Genomic DNA, 18,625 nt, shown 5'->3' with positions numbered 1-18,625 from the left:
TGGGCTGTGAGCCAAGACCGAACCGCCCCGCGCTCATGCGCGAGGCGGTTCGGTCTGTCCGGCAGGAGCTTAGGATCTCTCGCTGCCTCAGCGATCGGCGGTTGTGAACTGGGCAGCGCGGCGCCGGAGATGGCGAAGGCCGCGGTGCGAAAGGTCGGCCTGAGCCCTGGGCGCGCGAGTGGCCGCAGTGCGGTAGAAGATCTTCTTGCCGATCTCGATCAGGACCAGGTATCCGATGACCATGCCGGCGAGAGCTGCGAAGTACGCGGCCGGCAGCGGCTGGAAACCAAGCGTGTGGGCCAGTGGGGTGGCGGGGAGCACCGCGCCGATGGCGACCACAGTCAGCGCCGCGAGGGTCAGCGGGAGGCTGGGGTGGCTGCGGAAGAAGGGGACGCGGCGGGTGCGGATGGCGAAGATGACCAGGGTTTGGGTGGCCAGGGATTCGACGAACCAGCCGGAGCGGAACTGGGCTGGTCCGGAGTGGAAGACCCAGAGCATGACTCCGAAGGTGATGAAGTCGAAGACGGAGCTGAGCGGCCCGAAGTAGATCATGAAGCGGCGGATGAAGCCGATGTCCCAGTGCGAGGGGCGTCGCAGCTGTTCCTCGTCGACGTTGTCGGTGGGGATCGCCAGCTGGCTGGTGTCGTAAAGCAGGTTGTTGAGAAGGATCTGCGAGGGCAGCATCGGCAGGAACGACAGGAACAGCGACGCGCCCGCGGCCGAGGCCATGTTGCCGAAGTTGCTGGAGGTGCCCATCAGGACGTACTTGATGGTGTTGGCGAAGATCCGGCGGCCTTCGGCGACGCCGTCGGCGAGGACGTCGAGGTCCTTCTCCAGCAGGATCACGTCGGCGGCGTCCTTGGCGACGTCGGTCGCCGAGTCCACGGAGATGCCGACGTCGGCGGCATGCAGCGCGAGCGCGTCGTTGACGCCGTCGCCGAGGAACGCGACGCCGCCGCCGGTCAGCCGTTGGACGTGCACGATGCGGGCCTTGTCCTCGGGGCTGACGCGGGCGAACACGGTGGTGGTGGCGATCGCCGCCGCGAGCTGGGTGTCGTCGAGCTTGTCCAGGTCGGCACCGGTCAGCGCGTCACCGCGGCCCAGTCCCAGGTCGTGGCAGACCTTCAGGGCGACGGCGGCGTTGTCGCCGGTGACGACCTTCACCGCGATGCCCAGGTCGGCCAGACGGCGCAGCGCCTGGGCCGCGTCCTGCTTGGGCGGGTCCAGGAAGACGAGGAACCCGACGAGGGCCAGCCCCCGTTCGTCATCGGGTGTCACCTGGCTCATTCCGCGGACGGGCCGGGTGGCCACCGCGACGACCCGGTTCCCCGCGGCGAACTCCGCGCCCAGGGCCTCGCGCGCCGCCTCCGGGACGTTGACGCATCGGTCCAGGACGCTCTCCGGTGCACCTTTGGTCACCATGGTCGTCTGTCCCGCGCCGTCCCGGACCAGGGTCGAGGCCATCCGGCGCTCGTGGTCGAAAGGCAGCGTCGCCAGGCGCGCGTAGTCGGCCAGCGCGGGGTGCAGAGCCTGCGAGGCGGGAGACTGCCAAAGGGCCTGGTCGAGTGGATTCCCGCCCACGGCGAGTCCGTCGGCCCCCGAGTTCTCCGTGCACAACAGCCCCCAGCGAAGCACGGCCTCTGGGTTTGTTGCTCCGCCGCCGCCGGGGTCTGCGGGGATGGCGCGCTCGTAGTCGATCTTCCCCGCGGTGAGGGTGCCGGTCTTGTCGGTGAACAGCACGTCGACGTCGCCGAGGTCCTCGATGCACACGAGGCGTTTGACCAGGACCTTGCGCCGGCTCATCCGGCGCGATCCGGCGGCCAGGGAGGTGGAGACGACCGCGGGCAGCAGTTGCGGGGTGATGCCGACCGCGATGGCCAGGGAGAACAGCAGCGCGTCGATGATCGGTTTGTGCAGCACCACGTTCATCACGAAGATCGTCGTGGTCAGCGTGCCGGCGACGTACACCAGCAGCATCGAGAACTTGCGCAGCCCGACCTGGAACTCGGTGTCCAAGGGATGCGTGTCCAGGCCTGCGGCGATCTTGCCGAACTCGGTGCGCGGCCCGGTGGCCACCACGAGCCCGGTGGCGCTCCCGGCGTGGACCACGGTGCCCATCAGTGCGCACCCGGACAGCTCGGCCAGCGGGGTTCCTGCGGGAACCGGGTCGGTGTGCTTGTCGGTGGGCAGGGACTCGCCGGTCAGGACCGACTCGTCGCACTCCAGGCCGGTGACGGCCAGCAGCCGCAGATCGGCCGGGACGATGTCGCCGAGCTTCAGCTCGACCAGATCACCGGGTACGAGCGCCGTGACGTCCACCGTGCCCGGTCGGCCGTCGCGGATGACGACGGTGGTGTGGCGGATCTGGGAGTGCAGCGCCTCGGCGGCCTTCTCGGCCCGGTACTCGTTGACGAACCCCAGCCCGACCGATACCGCGACGATCACACCGATGATGACGGCGTCGCTGCGCTCGCCGACCAGGAAGGACACGGCGGCGGCGGCCATCAGCAGCCCGAGCAGCGGTGAGCGCAGCTGGTGCCAGAGCACTGCCAGCATGCGGGCCTTGTGCGAGGCGACCGCGTTCGGTCCGTACTCGGCCTGCCGCCGGTCGACCTCTTCGCCCGTCAGACCTTGCTCGGCGGTCACGCCGAGCCCGCGCAGAACGTCCGCCGTGGGCAGGAAGGCAGCTGAGGCCGCTTCGTGGACCGAAGCGGCCGGCTGCGACAGGGCGGAGGCCGTCATCGGCTCACGCCGCCCGTCTGGGTGGCGTAAGAAGGACGATCGCCAGGTGGGGAAGCCTTCGGCCTACGGTCCCCGTCAATCAAAAGGCCTGTCATGTGTCTCGCCGCCTCATGGAAGGTCGCGCGCGGCGGGAGAGCACGTGGTCTGGACAGGTCCAAGCGCGCTGCGTACTTCCAGCATCGCACGAATCGAGGACGAAAGGTACAGGTCACAGGCGTCTCGCCGGCGCATCCGGCACCGCGCGGGACTTGCCTGGCCGTGAGCTCACGGCCAGGCAAGTCCCGCGCGATGCCGGGGTCGATCAGAGTGCCCAGCGGTGCCGGGTCACGAACGGCAGCCTGGCCCACATCCGGCCCAGGCCCCAAGTGGTGCCGGCGTAGGTCAGGGCGAGGACGATCAGCACGAGGGCGTCCATGACGTGCTCGTCGACGAACGGGTTGGTGGACGAGGTCGCGGCGCCGGCGCTGGTGTGCTGGGCGAGGGGGTAGGTGGCGAGCCACATGAAGGCGACCATGAGGACGCCGGAGGCGGCGGCGACGCGCACGGCGACGCCGGCGATCATCGCGGTGCCGATGCCGAGCAGGCCGAGCATGAACAGCCAGTCGGTGACCGGGTTGCCGGCGATGGAGTGGAACGCCGACTGGAACGGCCCGACCGCGACGCCCTTCAGGAAGCCCTTGGTCGGCGATCCGCCGTGGATCCAGGCCTTGGCCGACGGCGTGGAGTAGTGCAGGCCGAACGTCTTGTCCAGGAACGCCCACAGGAACAGGAAGCCGGCGGCGATCCGCAGCACGGCCAGGGCCTTGGCCGCGTACGAGGTGATCATCGCCCCGGGGATCTCGGCGATCTCGGGGTGGACGGTGTTCACGCTGATGGGCTGCTGGCTGGTCATGGGGACTGCCTCCAATTGGTCGATAGCCTCAGGATCCTGCGGTAGACCGTTTCGCGGACGAGGCGAAGGACCCCTATTGGAGGGCCGAACTGCCCTGCTCGGGTGGCGGACGCCTCCGCGCCTCCGCACGCTGAGAACCACGGTCGCTGGTGACGGGCACCTGGTGGTCGCCGATCGGTGTCCGGCTCCTGCGATCCGTCGGATCTGCGGGGATGCAGCGCCGTCGACGGTGCTCCGATGTCAGAGCCGAAGGCCCCGTCCGCACCGGGATTCCCAAGCCGGCGTTCCCCCGCGGAAACGATCACCGAAGCCGTGACAGCTCACTGATCTTGCTTCGCCGTCGGGCCGGACGGGGCCTGGGCGCCGCCGGCCGCCGCCGTCTCGTGGGCCAGGAACGATCCGAGTTCGCCGATGGTGCTCATCAGCGGGGCGGGGAAGACGACGGTGGTGTTCTTGTCGACGCCGATCTCCACCAGGCTCTGCAGGTTGCGCAGCTGGAGCGCCAGCGGGTGGGCCATCATGATGTCGGCCGCGGTGCCCAGGGCGTCGGCGGCCAGTGCTTCGCCCTCGGCGTTGATGATCTTCGCTCTCTTCTCCCGCTCGGCCTCGGCCTGCTTGGCCATGGCTCGCTTCATGCTCTCCGGGAGCTGGATGTCCTTGAGCTCGACGAGGGTGACCACGACGCCCCATTCGATGGTGGCGACGTCCAGGATCTCCCGGATGTTCACGTTGATCCGGTCGGTCTCGGACAGGGTCTCGTCCAGTGTGTGCTGGCCGACGACCTTGCGCAGGGTGGTCTGAGCGATCTGGTTGATCGCGGCGTGGACGTTCTCGATCGCCACGACCGATTTCACCGCGTCGACGACGCGGAAGTAGGCCACAGCGGACACGTCGACGCTGACGTTGTCGCGGGTGATGATGCCCTGGGACTGGATCGGCATGGTGACGATCCGCAGCGACACCCGGTGCAGGATGTCGATGAAGGGGACGATGAGGATCAGCCCGGCCTCCTTGAGGCCTTTGACCCGGCCGAGTCGGAACATGACTCCCTGCTCGTACTGTTTGACGACTTTGACGGCCAGGCACAGGTAGAGCACTGCCACGACGACGATGACGACGACGATCCACGCGAACACCATGATGGGATTCCTTACTGTGCGGGGGAGAACGCCGGACCGGGAGTCGCGGCCGCGGCGGGTTCGCGCCTGCTGCGACGGGCCCAGCGGACGAGTTCGTCCACGCCCCAGACGATGACCGGGAACGGGGCGATGACGGCCAGCTGCGCCGGGCTCAGCGCCGCGGTTCCGAAGACGTGCTGCAGCGGCGGCGTGTAGATGACGGCTGCGGTGAAGACCAGCTCGAAGGCGATGCCCCACAGCAGCAGCGGGTTGGACCACAAACCGATGGTGAACAGGGAGGCCCGGTCTGTCCGGGCGGCGAAGGCGGTGCCTATCTGGCAGGAGACGATGCCTGCGAAGGTGATCGTCGTGGCCTGGAGGTAGGCGTGGTGCAGTGGGGTGCCGCCGCCGGTCGGGTCGCCGGAGTGCCAGCCGGCCCGCCACAGGGTGAAGAAGAACGCCCCCATCACCAGCGCCGCCGAGATCGATCCGAGCAGGGCCCAGGCGCGCAGGAGCAGTACGCGGTCGATGACGCCCGCGGTGCGCGGCCTGGGCGGCCGGCTCATCAGCCCGGGTTCGGCCGGCTCGCGGCCCAGGGCCAGAGCCGGGAGCGTCTCGGTGCCCAGGTCGACCGCGAGGATCTGCAGCACGCTCAACGGCAGCGGGATCGCGCCGCCGGACAGAGCGAACACCAGGAACGGCACCACTTCCGGGACCGCGTGGGCGAAGATGTAGAGCACGAACTTGCGGACGTTGTCGAACACCCGCCGCCCGGCGTCGACCGCGACGACGATGGTCGCGAAGTGGTCGTCGGTCAGGACCATCGTCGCGGCCTCCCGGGCGACGTCGGTCCCGGACCTGCCCATCGCCACGCCGATGTCCGCGTGCCGCAGCGCCGGGGCGTCGTTGACGCCGTCCCCGGTCATCGCCACGACCTCGCCACGGGCTCGCAGCGCCGCACAGATCCGGAGCTTGGCCTCCGGGGACGCGCGCGCGAACACGATCTCGCCGGCCTCGGCGAGCACCGCGTCCAGCTCGGCATCGGTCAGCCGGTCCAGCTCCGGCCCGGCCACGATCCGGCCGTCCCGGCCGCCGATACCGACCTGCCGGGCGATCGCAGCCGCCGTCGGGCCGTAGTCGCCGGTGATGACATGGATCCGCATCCCGGCCCCATGGGCCTGGACCACCGCTTCGGCGACCCCGGCGCGCGGCGGGTCGGCCATCGCGACCAGCCCGATCAGGGTGAGCCCGGACTCGGCGTCCTCGCGCTTGTCCGGGACGGTCCGGCCGGCGTCCACCGTGCGACTCGCGACCGCCAGGACTCTGAGGCCGCCGGCCGCGTAGCGATCCATGGCCTGCTGCAATTTGGCGCGCGCTGGATCGTCCAGCGGACGCTCTGTGCCCTGCTGGTCGAGCAGTCGCGTGCAGCACGGCAGGACCGTCTCCAGCGCACCTTTCGTGTGGACGGCGGCAGTCGCACCGTCCACATCGATGGTCGACATCCGCTTCAGGCGTGCGTCGAAGTGGAATATCGCGCGCCGGGAGGCCTTTCGTCCGGCGGGATCGACGGCGGCGCCGAGTTCGTCGGCCAGCCTCAGGAGGGCGAGTTCGGTCGGGTCGCCGGTGCCGTTCGGCTGGGTGTCGCTGGGAGCCTCGGCGGTCGTGCAGGCCGCTGCGGCCCGGATGAGTGCCAGGGCCCGCGGATCGTCGACCGGAGTCGTGGCGTCGAGTTCGGCACCGGTCAGCCAGAGTCTGGTGACGCGCATCCGGTTCTCGGTGAGGGTCCCGGTCTTGTCGGTGCAGATCACGGTGGTCGATCCGAGCGTCTCCACCGCGGACAGCCGCTTGACGACGGCACCCTTTCGTGCGAGTTCGCGTACTCCGGCGGCCAGCGCCAGGGTGATGGTCGGGAGCAGTCCTTCGGGCACGTTGGCGACGATCAGCCCGATCGAGAAGCTGATCGCCGCGCTCCAGCCCAGGCCGGCGGCGAGCCCGGCGGGCAGGAACGCCGCACCCATCACCACCGCGACGAGCGCGATGATCCAGGTCGCGCGTCGCACCTGGGTTTCCAGCGGGCTCCGCTCGGTGGTCCCGCGCTGGGACAGGGCGGCGATCCGCCCGAGCTCGGTGTGCATGCCGGTCCGGGTCACCACGGCGGTCGCCTCGCCGCCGGTACAGGTGGAGCCGCTGAAGACCAGGTCGTGTGCCTCCAGCAGCGAACCGGGCGCTGCCGTCGGCTGCTTGGAACGGCTCACTGGCTCCGATTCGCCGGTCAGCGACGACAGGTCCAGCAGGACGTCCCCGTCGATGATCCGGGCGTCCGCGCTGACCCGGTCGCCTTCGGCGACGACCAGGACGTCGCCGGGGACCAGGTCCCGGGCCTGGATCTCGCCGCGTACCCCGTCGCGTACCACCTTCGTCGTCGCGGGCAGGAACGCGGCCAGGGCCTCCACCGCGCGCTCGGCCTGCATCTCCTGCACGAACGCGAATCCGGCGTTGAGCAGGATCACGGCCACGACGGCGATGGACAGCGCCGGCGTGCCACCCGCCCACGCCAGCACCGCCGCGACCGCCAACAGGATCGCCAGCGGCTGGGTGAACTGATCGAGCAGCTCCCGAGGCCACCGCCGGCCGCCGCGCCGGGTCAGTTCGTTCGCGCCGTAGACCAGGCGCCGCCGGGCGGTCTCCCGTTCCGACAGCCCCTTCGGCGAGGTGTGCAGATCACGGTACAGCTCGGCCAGCGGTTGACGTTCGTCGACGGTTTCGGCGGTGCCGGCGTCGTCCGGCGACCCGGGACTTTCGACGGGTGCTGTGTCAGTGGCGGTCATCGTCGTCTCTCCTCAGCCCTGCCGACCTCGCGGAGCCATCGCCGGGGGTGCTTATCGCGGGGAGGCGGCCAGCAGGGCGTGGGCGCGGTCGCTGTGCGCCGCGGCCACCAGGACCTCGAAACGGTTCGGAACGATGGCGCTGCGGGAGGTGAAGTCGCGGCGGCCGGCTATCAGGCCGTAGCCGACGGCCGTGTAGACGCCGCCGAAGACCACCCCCCACGTGAGGCCGAGCAGCAGCGCACGGCCGAGGGACACGCTGGTCAGGATGTCGATGAGCAGGCCGGCGAACAGCCCGAACCAGGCCCCGGTGGCGATGCCGCCGACCAGCGCGCGCGGCCAGGTCAACCGGCCGGTGACCTGTTCCACCATGCGCAGCTCGGTGCCGATGATCTCGGTCGTCTCGACCTCGAACTGCTGGTCGGCGAGACGCTCGATCACGCCCTGCGCCTGCGCGTAGGTCGGGTACGAACCCAGCGACACCTGGTTGCCCGATGCCGCTGCGATGGTGACCCGCATGCTTGCCGATGTCGCGGTGTTCATCATGACTGGCTCCAGGCGTCATCGGTGTTCGGGATGTGCGATGCGGCGGTCTCGACCGCCGGGGGGACGACCACGACGGGGCACGGGGCGTGCTGGACGCAGTGCTGGCTGACGGAGCCCAGGAGGATCCCGGCGAAGCTGCCGTGCCCGCGGGTGCCGACCACCAGCATCCGTGCGCCGGCCGCAGCCGTGATCAGCACCTCGGCGGGATGGCCCTCGGCCACGCGGGTGAGGACCTTGACCGGCTGGTCCGACTCCGCCGAGACCTCGGAGACGGTTTCGTCCAGAGCCTTCAGGGCGTCGGCGGCGGCGCTGTCGCCGTCGAACGTCGCGGACGGATACGCGTAGCCGAAACCGGCTCCGTACACGGTCGGGAACTGCCAGGCGGCGACGGCTTCGACGTCGGCTCCGGTCTGCCGCGCCTGGTTCATGGCCCAGCGCAGGGCTGTCTTCGAGCACAGCGATCCGTCGACTCCGACGACGATGCGGTGTTCTCGGTCTGTGGTCTGATCTGGCATGGCAACCTCCGTGATGGGGTGTCGCAGTGGCCTAATGACCGTTGCGCTGATGGGCCGGGTTGCTTGGTCGAGCGTTCGTCGACGGCCCGGGCGTTGTCGGACGCCGAAGGCAAGCGGAGTCGGGACGCCGACCACAGGAAGCCGCGACAGGTGGCGGCGAAAAGCTGGCGGTGGTGATCTGCTCGGTCGGAGCCCACGAGTCTCGTGGGCGCGTCATCGGCGGCGGGTGGACAGCCACCGGGGACCAGAGCGACATGTCGAGCCTACGCTCGTTTTGAGCGAACGTTCTCGTCGAAGCGTCTTGGGTGGCGCGGGCCGGGGCGCCGCACCATCCCCGAGGCGACTCGGCCCGCCACGCTTCAAGGTCAGTTCTGAACACGCAGGTGGTTGACGACGTCCGCCACGCCGGGCGCCGACCAGGCGGCGTACTCGGCCGCGCGCCGCTCGGTCATGGAGTGGACCGTTCCGGCCAAGGTGACGGTCCCGGCGGTGTCGGCGGTCACGACGGTGTCCTGGGCCTCGGCGCGCGCGGTGCGGACCAGTGCGGCGTTGATCGAGGTCTTGATGTCCGTGGCCGAGGCCTCGGGCCGGATGCCGACGGTGTTGTACAGGTTGGTCACGCCCCGCAGGTAGTGCACCGCGCGTCCGGCGGCCTCGCGCTGGTAGTTCCACGGGACCTGGCCCGACAGCGTGATGGCGTGATCGTGGACCGTCGCCGTCACCGCGCCGGCGGGGACGTCCACGGCGCGGTCCAGGGCTTCGCCGGCCTCCCGGGCGATGTCGGTGTCGTTGACCGAGTGCCGGCTGTGGACCGTGATCTCCTCGGCGATCGCTGTGACGCCGCGTACTCTGGCCACGGCCTTCTCCGCGCGGCGCTTCTCCGGATAGCTCTCGACCTCCCCGGACAGGGTGACCGCGCCGTCGGTGACAGCGACGCCGACGTGGGCGCTGTCCACTCCGGCCGTCCATGCGAGTTCACTGATGATCGCGACCTTGAGCGCGCTGTCCGTCTTCTGCCGTGTCTGGGTCATGAACCCATCGTGTCCGCCGGACCGCCGCCGGCAGCAGGGCCGAACGCCCCTGATCGACTGGGCTGATCAGCAGGGGATTCGCCCGCGGCGGACCTGACCGGTCCGCCGATCCCGGCGACAGAGGGTATCCGGCTCCGATTCGTACGTTTGGTCTGAGCGGACTGGGCATTCATGGGCGGAGGAGATCGGCCCGGGCAGCTGCCCGGTGTCGTCCACGAGGCATCCGATCCTCGCCTCGACCGGCCCCGACCGGCCTCGACCACCCGAGGAAGCAGGTACGGCCATCCATACCAGAGCGCTTGCGCACGACCGCGCCATCAGAACCCTGACGCGCGACACCGTCGAGTGCGGCTTGACCGACACCGGGTCCGCGGCGCGGCCGCGCATCAGGACAGCGGGGGACGACATGAAGTCCTGGCCCGAGTCCACCGCCTGCCAGGAAACCGATCCCGAACTCTTCTTCCCCATCGGCCCGTCCAGGCAGTCGGCGGGTCAGATCGGCCTGGCGAAAAGCCTCTGCCGCAGATGCCCCGCCGTCGAGTCCTGCCGCGGGTGGGCCTTGGACCACCCGCGGTTGGCCGAGTACGGGGTGTGGGGCGGCCTGACCGAAGGAGAGCGGCGGGCGATCAGCCGCACCGCGATCCGCGGGCGGCGGGATCACCGGTGAACTCCGTGATCTCCACCGCGACCAGGCCGGCAGCCGCCGCCGGATCAGAGAACTCAAGGAGTGCATGCTCATGACCGCAGTCGTCATCGTCGTAGCAATCGTCCTGGTCGTGGTGCTGGCCGCCGGGCTCGGTTACAACAGCCTGGTCCGCAAGCGCAACCGGACCGGCGAGGCCTGGTCGCAGATCGACGTGGAACTCAAGCGCCGCCACGACCTGGTCCCGAACCTGGTGCAAACCGTGCGGGGCTACGCCACCCACGAGAGCGGCACGTTCGAGGCGGTGACCGACGCCCGCGCCCGGGCGGTGACCGCCGGGGCCACGGCCGATCCGAACGCCGTCGCCGCTGCGGAGAACACGCTGAGCAGTTCCCTGCGCTCACTGTTCGCGGTCGCTGAGAACTATCCGCTGTTGCGTGCACAGGAGGGATTCCTGGCTCTTCAGGAGCAGTTGACCGCTACCGAGGACAAGCTGGAGTACGCCCGCCGCTACTACAACACCAGCGCCCGAGACTATAACACCGCCACGCAGTCGTTCCCGCGCACGCTGATCGCCTCCCCGTTCGGATTCCACCCTGTCGTGTTCCTCCAGGCCGGCGAGACCGACAAGGACGTCCCGGTCGTCGACTTCACCACCGCGACCACACCCGGCGCGCCGCCCACCCACGGCTGAGGAGACCAGCCATGTATGAGCAGATCGCCCGCAACAAGCGACGCACGGTCGTCTACATCGCCCTGTTCTTCCTCGCCTGGCTGGGGATCGGCGCGATCATCGGGGCACTGTACGCCGCGGCCTCAGCACCCCCGGCGGGGGGCACCGACACCACGCCCGGCGACATAGTGGTCGGACTGGCTATCGCCGCGCTGGTCGCCGTCGCCGCGATCGCGTTCACCCTGCGCTCCGGGACGCGCCTGGTCCTGTCGGTGGCCGGAGCCAAACCCGCGGACCCGCGGCAGAACGCGCAACTGTACAACCTGATCTCGGCACTCGCCCTCGGCGACGGGGTCCCGATGCCGGCGGTGTACATCGTCGCCGATCCCTCGCCGAACGCCTTCGCCACCGGCATGGGCCCGGCACGGTCCGCGGTGACGGTGACCTCCGGGCTGCTGGCGATGATGGACCGCGAGGAGCTCGAAGGCGTCCTGGCCCACGAGATGAGCCACATCAAGAACTACGACACCCGGCTGCTGCTCGTGGTCAGTACCCTGATCGGCCTGGCGGCGCTGCTCGCCGGGCTTCTCTGGCGCAGCGCGTTCTTCATGCGCTCCCGCGGCCGCGACGGCGCCCAGCTGATGATGCTGGTCTTCGCCGCCGGGGCGCTGCTGTCCGTCGTCGGGTTCCTGCTCGGCCCGCTGATCCGGCTCGCGCTGTCCCGGCGCCGGGAGTCCCTGGCCGACGCCAGCGGCGTGGAACTGTCCCGCAACCCCGCCGGACTGCTCAGTGCCCTGCGCAAACTCCAGGCCAACGACATCCCGCTGGCACACACCAACCACGCCACCGCCGCGATGTGCATCGACGACCCGCTCCAACACCACACCGGCCGGATGCACCGCCTGTTCGACACCCACCCGCCGATCGCCGACCGCATCGCCGTCCTGGAAGCCATGCAGCAAGGCCTGACCGTGTAGGCCGGCGCACCCCGCGACTTGATTCCCCCTGGAAGGCATCATCATGAATCGCACGATCGTCGTCGGCTACGACCACACCGCGCCCAGCGAGCGCGCCTTGGCTGAGGCCACTCGCGAGGCCGTCACCCGGGGCAGTGCGCTGCGCATCGTCCACGCCTACCAGTGGCCGGTCGCAGGCCGGCTGTCCGCGGAGCCCGACATGCCGCAAGAGGCGTGCCACGAGGCGGCCGAGGTACTGCTGGAAGCGGCCGCGAACGGCGTCCGCGCCGGCCATCCGGAGATCGACGTCCAGACCCGCGCCGTCGCCGGATACGCGGCCGCGGCGCTGGTCGAGGCCTGCCGCGACGCCGAACTGCTGGTCGTCGGCAACCGTGGCACCGGCGGGTTCGACGGGCTGATGGTCGGCTCGGTGTCGCTGCGGGCGCTGGCCGGGGTCGTGTGTCCGGTCATCGTGGTCCGCGGCGACGAACGCCCGGCCCGCAGCGCGGTGCTGGCCGCCGTCGACCTCGCCGGGCCCTGCGACCGGGTCTTCGACTTCGCCTTCACCCTGGCCGCACGGCGCGGGGCCGCGCTGACCGTGGTGCACGTCTGGGACGAGCCGTGGTTCCTGCCCTACAACGAAGGCGACAGCGCCTTCGAGAACACCGCGAAGGTCAAGGACGAGTGGGCCATCCGGCTGGAAGCCGTGGTCCAGCCGTGGCGGTCCAAGTACTCCGACGTGGCCGTCACCGAGCTCATCGGGGCCGGCCCGGCCGGCGCCGAACTCGTCGAGGCCTCCAAGGGCTTCGATCTGCTCGTGGTCGGAGCCCAGCGCCACGGCGGCAACCTGCACGGCATGCGGATCGGACCGGTCGCGCACACCGCGCTGCACCACGCCGACTGCCCCGTCGCGGTCGTACCGCTCGACTGATGTCCGCCGCGCCGGATGAGACATGCGTCGTCACATCATGGGGAGTGCCTTCAGCGGGAGGGACAGGATCATGACCATCCTCAACGGCGGCGCGGCCGTCGTCCGGAAGCGACTTGTCCGGCGACGCCGGCCATCAGCGCGGACCTTCCGCCAGTCGGGAAATCTCGGCCTGGAATCGTGCGGCCTCCAAGTCCCGGTGGGCTTGGCGGCCAAGTCGCCGACGCTGCTGGCCGTCGCCGTGGAGGACCTGTGCTGGCGCCTTGAGATGGACGCCTGGCGCTCGCGGCGGCCCAGGCCGTGGCAGCTGCGGCGCCGCGCTGCCTGGCGGGCTGAGCGAACGGCGTTCACGGCCAGGGAGCAAGGCCTGAGAGCCGTGGCGAACCAGGAGTTGGCCGACCTGTGAACAGGTCGGGAAGGCCGAGGCGGGGCTTACGGGTCTCAGCAGCGGAAACCCCGGACCGGGCCGAAACGGTGACTGAGCTCGTCCCGGGAGATCCGCTCGACGAGCAAGGGGACGAAGTCACGGATCCGCGCGGCCGTGAAGCTCTCCGCCACCCGGCTGACGACGCCGTCGACCTCGGACCGGCTGCGATCGCCGAACACCGTCCGGAGCTTTTCGCACACCTGCCCGATAGCCCGGTCCTCGCGATTCTGCCGAACCGGCATGGTCATCTTGTCAGCCCTCTCGTCTAAGCGGTGCCGGAGTAGCTACATCCTCGATGTCCACCTGGTGCGCCGACGGGGTCGGCGGTGCTGCGGCAGGCTCCGGAGCTGGTTCTGCAACTGGTTCTGCAACTGGTCGCCTTTCACCATCGGACCACTGGTCGCCGATGGTGACCAGGGCCGAAGGGCCTGCCGCATCCCCGCCGAACGACCGTGGCCACAAGCGCCGGGTCACCGAGGAGAGCCGTATCGAGTCGCTGCTCGCGGCCGCGGCAGCAGATCTGCTTGCACATCAGGACTCTGGGATCGGCTGACAGCCGTCGGCGAGACGGAGCGTGCCGGAGCGATCCCGCCGATCCGGCTGCGAGTCGGGCGGCGAGCGGGGCGGCGCGCGGCTCGGCCGGATGGCCCCGTTCACCGATGCCGTTCGGTCATTCGCTCCTGAGCGTTGGAACTGCTGTGTTGTCGATTCGCCGGGTTGGGAGACAGCGACTAGCGTCCCGTTACGGGGTGTGTCGTGATTCTGAGGAGGCCGAAGTGGAACCGGGTGCCGACGCAGACACGGCCGCGCCGAATTCAGGCGCACCGGGGGTGTCAGGGGAGCACGAGCACCGGGACGTGTCCGGCGGTTGGCTGCGGGCCGCGGTTTTCGGCGCCACCGACGGGCTGGTCACCAACTCCAGCCTCATCGCGGGTGTGGGCGGTGGCGGCGGAGCCCACCACACCATTGTCTTGACCGGCATGGCCGGGCTGGTCGCAGGCGCCTTCTCGATGGCCACCGGCGAGTACATCTCGGTCACCACTCAGAATGAGGCGATCCACGCCGAGGTCGCCAACGAGAAGACCGCCCTGGCGCAGGATCCGGTGGGCGAGATCGCCGAGCTCGCCGACGCCTACATCGCCCGAGGTGTCAGCCCGGCCACCGCGAGAGCCTTCGCCACCGAACTGGCCGCGTCCCCCAAGGACGCCCTGCATGTCCACGTCCAGGAGGAACTCGGGGTCGACGCCCAGAAGTTGCCCGGGGCCTGGACCGCGGCGATCAGCAGTTTCCTCAGCTTCTCCCTGGGGGCGCTCCTGCCCCTGCTGCCGTATCTGTTGGGCTTGAGCTCCCTGCCCGTGGCTCTGGCCGTCAGCGCGATCGCCCTCATGGCCGCTGGAGCTCTGGCCGCGGTCCTGACCGGCCGCTCGCCGGTCCGAAGCGGCCTGCGCCAGCTGCTCCTGGGCGCCCTGGCAGTGGGGGCGACCTATCTCATCGGCCATCTGCTGGGCGCCCACGTCTGACCGACTCGCGACTGCACCGGGGTGAATCGCCCCGTGGTCAGGGTCAGGGGCTTCCCGGAGTCTGCGGGGTGCCGGCGTTCTGGCGTAGTTCCTCGTTGAGCCGGAGGGCTTCTTCGAGTTGGTCTTCCAGGATGATGATGCGGCAGGCGGTGTCGATGGGGGTACCCGCGTCGACGAGTTCGCGGGCGCGGGAAGCGATCCGCAGTTGGTAGCGGGAGTAGCGGCGGTGGCCGCCGTCGGAGCGCAACGGGGTGATCAGCTGCGCCTCGCCCAGCGCGCGGAGGAACGCGGGGGTGGCGCCGATCATCTCGGCGGCCCGGCCCATGGTGTAGGCGGGGTAGTCGTCGTCGTCCAGCCGGTCGGCCGGGGTGGAGCGGGTACTGCCTGTCACTTGCACCTCTTTTGTCTGCTCTGTCGGCAGAACGCGAGGAGGGGCCCGGTGCCGTACGGCACCGGGCCCTGGGGGAGGTTCAACACCATTTGCCTACCGGCTGAACACACCGGCTTACTGTTTCCGCGAGGCCGCGTGGTGCGGCCGACTGCGGGGATCTCGGACGAGTGACCGGAAATCACCTTCCCATCCGGGGATTGATCTGCCCACCCAGACTTGACCTGCGCCTGGGCGATCCTGATGGTGTTCGCTCCTCTTTTCTTCGTGTCCTACCAATCGGGTACTGCTTCTTCACCTGCGGTACTGCGTACTTCACCTGCGGTACTGCGTACTTCACCTGCGGTACTGCGTACTTCACCTGCGGTACTGCGTACTTCACCTGCGGTATTGCGTACTTCACCTGCGGTATTGCGTACTTCACCTGCGGTACTGCCTACTTCACTTGCTGTACTGCTCGGCAGCCCCGGGCGTCATCTGCCCGGCCGTCGGCTCCGGCGCCGACCAACACTGCTGGCCCCGGAACCCCATTGCCGCCCTGCTCCTGCTTCGCGCCAGTTCGTGTCTGCCGCGCGTCTTCCCTTGCTGTGGTTACGACAGGAACACTACCCACGTAGGCAGCGCATGTCTACTCCCGCCGCAATAGATTTTCGGCCACCGGTGTCGTAGGTGCGATGTCGTGAGGTGGTCTTCACGCGCGGCCGGCTGCCGAGATGCGGCCTGCCGAATATGGCCTGAGCAGGTGCGATGGCGGCCTCCGGGGACAGGAGGGTGCGGTCCCGCCGTTCCAGCGGCCGCCACGCCAGGCGCCCGGATCGTGTAGGCCGATCAGGTGACGCGCGGTCGGCGGAGCCCGGCTCGGCAAAGGCGGTTGCGGCGTGCCCCGCCATGCTGGGGTCCACCGCCGGCGTACAGCCCCGCACCACTGCGTTGGCAAGACGTGGTCGACGTACCGGCGAAATCAAGCCCCGACGAAGCCCGCGGATGCTACAGCCATAGATGTTGCAGTTGTGGTTCCCATGTACTTATGTGCGCCTGCCGGTTGTAGCCGACAGGCGCATCTTTGTTTTCCCGGGTGTTGTTTCCGGGCTGGACGTCATCGCGGCGGCGCGAAACGCGCGCAGCGCGGGTTTCGGCACAAAACCCCACCAAGGAGAACACGTATATGGCTGCTGGTACCGTAAAGTGGTTCAAAGCGGAAAAGGGCTTCGGCTTCATCGAGCAGGACGGTGGCGGACCTGACGTGTTCGCCCACTTCTCGAACATCAGCGCCGACGGCTTCCGCGAGCTGCTCGAGGGCCAGAGGGTCGAGTTCGACATCGCGCAGAGCCCCAAGGGCCCGCATGCCGAGAACATCCGCCCGATCTGATTTTCCCGCGGCGACTGCCGCGAAGATCTTGCCTGCGCCGTACTCGCGCCGTACTCGCGCCCTGCTCGGGCAAAGAACCCCCATCTGAGCTACATCCGGCCCGGCACGTCAGGGCCGCCGGCTCCGCCCCCGGCGACCGGCCCGCACCACGCGCTCCGCGCCGTGTCTGGGTCGCGCCCACCGAACCGTTCTCCTCGTATTCCGAGTGCGGTTCGAGGTTTCTCCCCTGCCCTGTCGTTGTGGGTGTGCGCCGACCGTAGGTGACGCGCCGAACGGTTCGACCGCCCACGCCCCACGTCGTTTCCGGCTCGTTCGTGATGGTCTCCCCGCGGCTGCGCCGCGGCACGGACCTTCCTCGACACGCGCCCTTCGAGGAAGGTCCACTCCATGATCCGTTCCAGCCGCTCCTCTGCCGAGCGCAGTTCCAACCCGCGTTCCGGCTCCAACTACCGCTCCGGTTCGGGCTTCGGCTCCGGCTCGGGCTTCGGCTCCGGCTCGGGCTTCGGCTCCGGCTCGTCCGATGGCGGCCCCGGCCGGGGCGGGTACCGCTCGCCGGAAGGCGGGCGCCGCTTCGGCGGCGGCCGGTCAGGCCGTCAGGGCTCTGCCGCGCAGGGCGAGTTCGCTCTTCCCGTCAGCACCACGCCCGCGCTGCCCGCCGTCGCTGCTTTCGACGAGCTCGACATGCCGAGCACGCTTCTGGAGGCGCTGACCCGTCAGGGTGTCACGACTCCGTTCCCGATCCAGGCCTCGACCCTGCCCAGCGCGCTGGCCGGGCGGGACGTGCTGGGCCGCGGCCGGACCGGCTCGGGCAAGACCATCGCCTTCGGCCTGGCAGTGCTGGCCCGCACCGCCGGGCAAACCGCCGAACCCCGCCAGCCGCTGGCGCTGATCCTCGTCCCGACCCGGGAACTGGCCCAGCAGGTCACCGAGGCACTCACCCCCTACGCCCACGCGGTCCGGCTCCGGATGGCGACCGTCGTCGGAGGGATGTCGATCAGCCGCCAGGCACAGGACCTGCGGCGCGGCACGGAGATCGTCGTGGCCACGCCCGGGCGTCTCAAGGACCTGATCGAGCGCGGCGACTGCCGCCTGGACCAGGTCGCGGTCACCGTCCTGGACGAGGCGGACCAGATGGCTGACATGGGCTTCCTCCCCCAGGTCACCGAACTCCTGGACCAGGTCGCACCGGGCGGGCAGACCATGCTCTTCTCGGCCACCCTGGACCGCAACATCGACCGCCTGGTGCGCCGTTTCCTCACCGACCCGGTCACCCACTCCGTGGACCCCTCGGCCGCCACGGTCAGCACGATGGAGCATCACCTGCTGCACGTTCAGCCCGGGGACAAGAACGTCACGGTCGCGCACATCGCCTCCCGCGACGGCGGGGTGATCATGTTCACCGACACCCGGCACGGCGCCGACCGCCTCGTGCGCGATCTGCTGGCCAGCGGCGTGAAGGCGGCGGCGCTGCACGGCGGCAAGTCCCAGCCCCAGCGCACCCGCACCCTGAAGCAGTTCCGCAACGGCCAGGTCACCGCCCTGATCGCGACCAACGTCGCGGCCCGCGGCATCCACGTCGACGGCCTGGACCTGGTCGTCAACATCGACCCGCCCGCCGACCACAAGGACTACCTGCACCGCGGCGGCCGCACCGCCCGCGCCGGCGAGTCGGGCACCGTGGTCACCCTGGTCCTGCCCACTCAGCGCCGCGAAATGACCCGCATGATGGCCACCGCCGGCATCACCCCGCACACCGCCCACGTCCATTCCGGCGATGCCGAACTCGCCGACATCACCGGGGCCCGCGTCCCCACCGGGATCGCCGTCACGATCCCCGACCCGGTGATCGAACGCCCCCGGTACAACGGTGCCACCGGCGCAGGCCGCAACCGGCGTAGCCGTCCCGCGTACGCGGGACGCAGCACGCAGGCAAACGCCGCATCCCGCACCCAGGCGCCACGACCCGCCCGAGCCGCCGCCTGAAGCCGGTTTCCCTTCCAGCGCCGCCCACCCACGCGCCAGACACACTCTCAGGCCCGACTGTGCTGAGAA

Annotated in this window: 17 protein-coding genes; 8 read left to right on the top strand and 9 right to left on the bottom strand. The window is 69.8% G+C overall.

The window, feature by feature from the left end:
- Positions 1-87: 87 nt before the first annotated feature.
- The 7 genes from mgtA to ABH920_RS07030 form a co-directional block, all read right to left on the bottom strand.
- The gene (gene mgtA, locus ABH920_RS07060) at positions 88-2,742 is read right to left on the bottom strand and encodes a magnesium-translocating P-type ATPase (protein WP_370348046.1); all 2,655 of its coding nucleotides are present in this window, start codon (positions 2,740-2,742) and stop codon (positions 88-90) included.
- Between the two features lie 301 nt (positions 2,743-3,043).
- Entirely contained in the window at positions 3,044-3,634 is a 591-nt protein-coding gene (locus ABH920_RS07055; protein ID WP_370348045.1) for a hypothetical protein, read from the bottom strand.
- A gap of 320 nt (positions 3,635-3,954) precedes the next feature.
- Entirely contained in the window at positions 3,955-4,773 is an 819-nt protein-coding gene (locus ABH920_RS07050) for a slipin family protein (protein ID WP_370348044.1), read from the bottom strand.
- Positions 4,774-4,784: 11 nt separating this feature from the next.
- Positions 4,785-7,580 (bottom strand): cation-translocating P-type ATPase, encoded by a 2,796-nt coding sequence (locus ABH920_RS07045; RefSeq protein ID WP_370348043.1) that lies wholly within the window; start codon positions 7,578-7,580, stop codon positions 4,785-4,787.
- 51 nt (positions 7,581-7,631) lie between these two features.
- Positions 7,632-8,123, bottom strand: coding sequence for a general stress protein (locus tag ABH920_RS07040; protein ID WP_370348042.1), 492 nt, complete (start codon positions 8,121-8,123; stop codon positions 7,632-7,634).
- On the bottom strand, positions 8,120-8,638 hold the full coding sequence (locus tag ABH920_RS07035; RefSeq protein WP_370348041.1) for a universal stress protein: 519 nt from the start codon (positions 8,636-8,638) through the stop codon (positions 8,120-8,122). Before ABH920_RS07035 ends, ABH920_RS07040 begins: the two co-directional genes overlap by 4 nt.
- A gap of 365 nt (positions 8,639-9,003) precedes the next feature.
- Complete coding sequence (locus ABH920_RS07030) at positions 9,004-9,669, bottom strand: BON domain-containing protein (RefSeq protein WP_370348039.1); 666 nt, start codon at positions 9,667-9,669, stop codon at positions 9,004-9,006.
- A 406-nt stretch (positions 9,670-10,075) separates the two neighbouring features.
- Here ABH920_RS07030 and ABH920_RS07025 point away from each other — a divergent pair, with 406 nt between their 5' ends.
- The 5 genes from ABH920_RS07025 to ABH920_RS07005 all read left to right on the top strand — a co-directional run bounded on the left by ABH920_RS07025 (position 10,076) and on the right by ABH920_RS07005 (position 13,275).
- Positions 10,076-10,336 carry a WhiB family transcriptional regulator gene (locus tag ABH920_RS07025; RefSeq protein WP_370348546.1) on the top strand — a complete coding sequence of 87 codons (261 nt, stop codon included), beginning with the start codon at positions 10,076-10,078 and terminating at the stop codon, positions 10,334-10,336.
- Positions 10,337-10,406: 70 nt separating this feature from the next.
- The gene (locus ABH920_RS07020; protein ID WP_370348038.1) at positions 10,407-11,006 is read left to right on the top strand and encodes a LemA family protein; all 600 of its coding nucleotides are present in this window, start codon (positions 10,407-10,409) and stop codon (positions 11,004-11,006) included.
- A gap of 11 nt (positions 11,007-11,017) precedes the next feature.
- Positions 11,018-11,962: a M48 family metallopeptidase gene (locus tag ABH920_RS07015; RefSeq protein ID WP_370348037.1), complete on the top strand. Its 945-nt coding sequence runs from the start codon at positions 11,018-11,020 to the stop codon at positions 11,960-11,962.
- Between the two features lie 43 nt (positions 11,963-12,005).
- Complete coding sequence (locus tag ABH920_RS07010; RefSeq protein ID WP_370348036.1) at positions 12,006-12,872, top strand: universal stress protein; 867 nt, start codon at positions 12,006-12,008, stop codon at positions 12,870-12,872.
- A gap of 70 nt (positions 12,873-12,942) precedes the next feature.
- Complete coding sequence (locus ABH920_RS07005) at positions 12,943-13,275, top strand: hypothetical protein (RefSeq protein WP_370348035.1); 333 nt, start codon at positions 12,943-12,945, stop codon at positions 13,273-13,275.
- A 35-nt stretch (positions 13,276-13,310) separates the two neighbouring features.
- Here ABH920_RS07005 and ABH920_RS07000 read toward each other — a convergent pair whose 3' ends face one another.
- Complete coding sequence (locus ABH920_RS07000; RefSeq protein WP_370348034.1) at positions 13,311-13,544, bottom strand: three-helix bundle dimerization domain-containing protein; 234 nt, start codon at positions 13,542-13,544, stop codon at positions 13,311-13,313.
- 582 nt (positions 13,545-14,126) lie between these two features.
- On the opposite strand from ABH920_RS07000, the gene ABH920_RS06995 reads away from it, so the two are divergent.
- On the top strand, positions 14,127-14,816 hold the full coding sequence (locus ABH920_RS06995) for a VIT1/CCC1 transporter family protein (RefSeq protein WP_370348033.1): 690 nt from the start codon (positions 14,127-14,129) through the stop codon (positions 14,814-14,816).
- A gap of 43 nt (positions 14,817-14,859) precedes the next feature.
- On the opposite strand, the gene ABH920_RS06990 is transcribed toward ABH920_RS06995, so the two are convergent.
- Positions 14,860-15,207, bottom strand: a complete 348-nt coding sequence (locus ABH920_RS06990) for a MerR family transcriptional regulator (RefSeq protein WP_370348032.1) — start codon at positions 15,205-15,207, stop codon at positions 14,860-14,862.
- 1,162 nt (positions 15,208-16,369) lie between these two features.
- Here ABH920_RS06990 and ABH920_RS06985 point away from each other — a divergent pair.
- Both ABH920_RS06985 and ABH920_RS06980 read left to right on the top strand, forming a co-directional pair.
- Positions 16,370-16,573: a cold-shock protein gene (locus tag ABH920_RS06985; protein ID WP_370348031.1), complete on the top strand. Its 204-nt coding sequence runs from the start codon at positions 16,370-16,372 to the stop codon at positions 16,571-16,573.
- Positions 16,574-16,960: 387 nt separating this feature from the next.
- Positions 16,961-18,556, top strand: a complete 1,596-nt coding sequence (locus tag ABH920_RS06980; RefSeq protein ID WP_370348030.1) for a DEAD/DEAH box helicase — start codon at positions 16,961-16,963, stop codon at positions 18,554-18,556.
- Positions 18,557-18,625 lie beyond the last annotated feature (69 nt).

This window comes from Catenulispora sp. EB89, assembly GCF_041261445.1.
GTDB lineage: Bacteria > Actinomycetota > Actinomycetes > Streptomycetales > Catenulisporaceae > Catenulispora.
Note: the sequence above shows the minus strand (reverse complement) of the source record. Positions and strands in the feature narration are given on the sequence as shown.

Excerpts from the sequence above, each read along its gene's own strand:
- mgtA (WP_370348046.1), bottom strand. The coding sequence starts at position 2,742 with ATGACGGCCTCCGCCCTGTCGCAGCCGGCCGCTTCGGTCCACGAAGCG.
- ABH920_RS07055 (WP_370348045.1), bottom strand. The coding sequence starts at position 3,634 with ATGACCAGCCAGCAGCCCATCAGCGTGAACACCGTCCACCCCGAGATC.
- ABH920_RS07050 (WP_370348044.1), bottom strand. The coding sequence starts at position 4,773 with ATGGTGTTCGCGTGGATCGTCGTCGTCATCGTCGTCGTGGCAGTGCTC.
- ABH920_RS07045 (WP_370348043.1), bottom strand. The coding sequence starts at position 7,580 with ATGACCGCCACTGACACAGCACCCGTCGAAAGTCCCGGGTCGCCGGAC.
- ABH920_RS07040 (WP_370348042.1), bottom strand. The coding sequence starts at position 8,123 with ATGATGAACACCGCGACATCGGCAAGCATGCGGGTCACCATCGCAGCG.
- ABH920_RS07035 (WP_370348041.1), bottom strand. The coding sequence starts at position 8,638 with ATGCCAGATCAGACCACAGACCGAGAACACCGCATCGTCGTCGGAGTC.
- ABH920_RS07030 (WP_370348039.1), bottom strand. The coding sequence starts at position 9,669 with ATGACCCAGACACGGCAGAAGACGGACAGCGCGCTCAAGGTCGCGATC.
- ABH920_RS07025 (WP_370348546.1), top strand. The coding sequence starts at position 10,076 with ATGAAGTCCTGGCCCGAGTCCACCGCCTGCCAGGAAACCGATCCCGAA.
- ABH920_RS07020 (WP_370348038.1), top strand. The coding sequence starts at position 10,407 with ATGACCGCAGTCGTCATCGTCGTAGCAATCGTCCTGGTCGTGGTGCTG.
- ABH920_RS07015 (WP_370348037.1), top strand. The coding sequence starts at position 11,018 with ATGTATGAGCAGATCGCCCGCAACAAGCGACGCACGGTCGTCTACATC.
- ABH920_RS07010 (WP_370348036.1), top strand. The coding sequence starts at position 12,006 with ATGAATCGCACGATCGTCGTCGGCTACGACCACACCGCGCCCAGCGAG.
- ABH920_RS07005 (WP_370348035.1), top strand. The coding sequence starts at position 12,943 with ATGACCATCCTCAACGGCGGCGCGGCCGTCGTCCGGAAGCGACTTGTC.
- ABH920_RS07000 (WP_370348034.1), bottom strand. The coding sequence starts at position 13,544 with ATGACCATGCCGGTTCGGCAGAATCGCGAGGACCGGGCTATCGGGCAG.
- ABH920_RS06985 (WP_370348031.1), top strand. The coding sequence starts at position 16,370 with ATGGCTGCTGGTACCGTAAAGTGGTTCAAAGCGGAAAAGGGCTTCGGC.
- ABH920_RS06980 (WP_370348030.1), top strand. The coding sequence starts at position 16,961 with ATGATCCGTTCCAGCCGCTCCTCTGCCGAGCGCAGTTCCAACCCGCGT.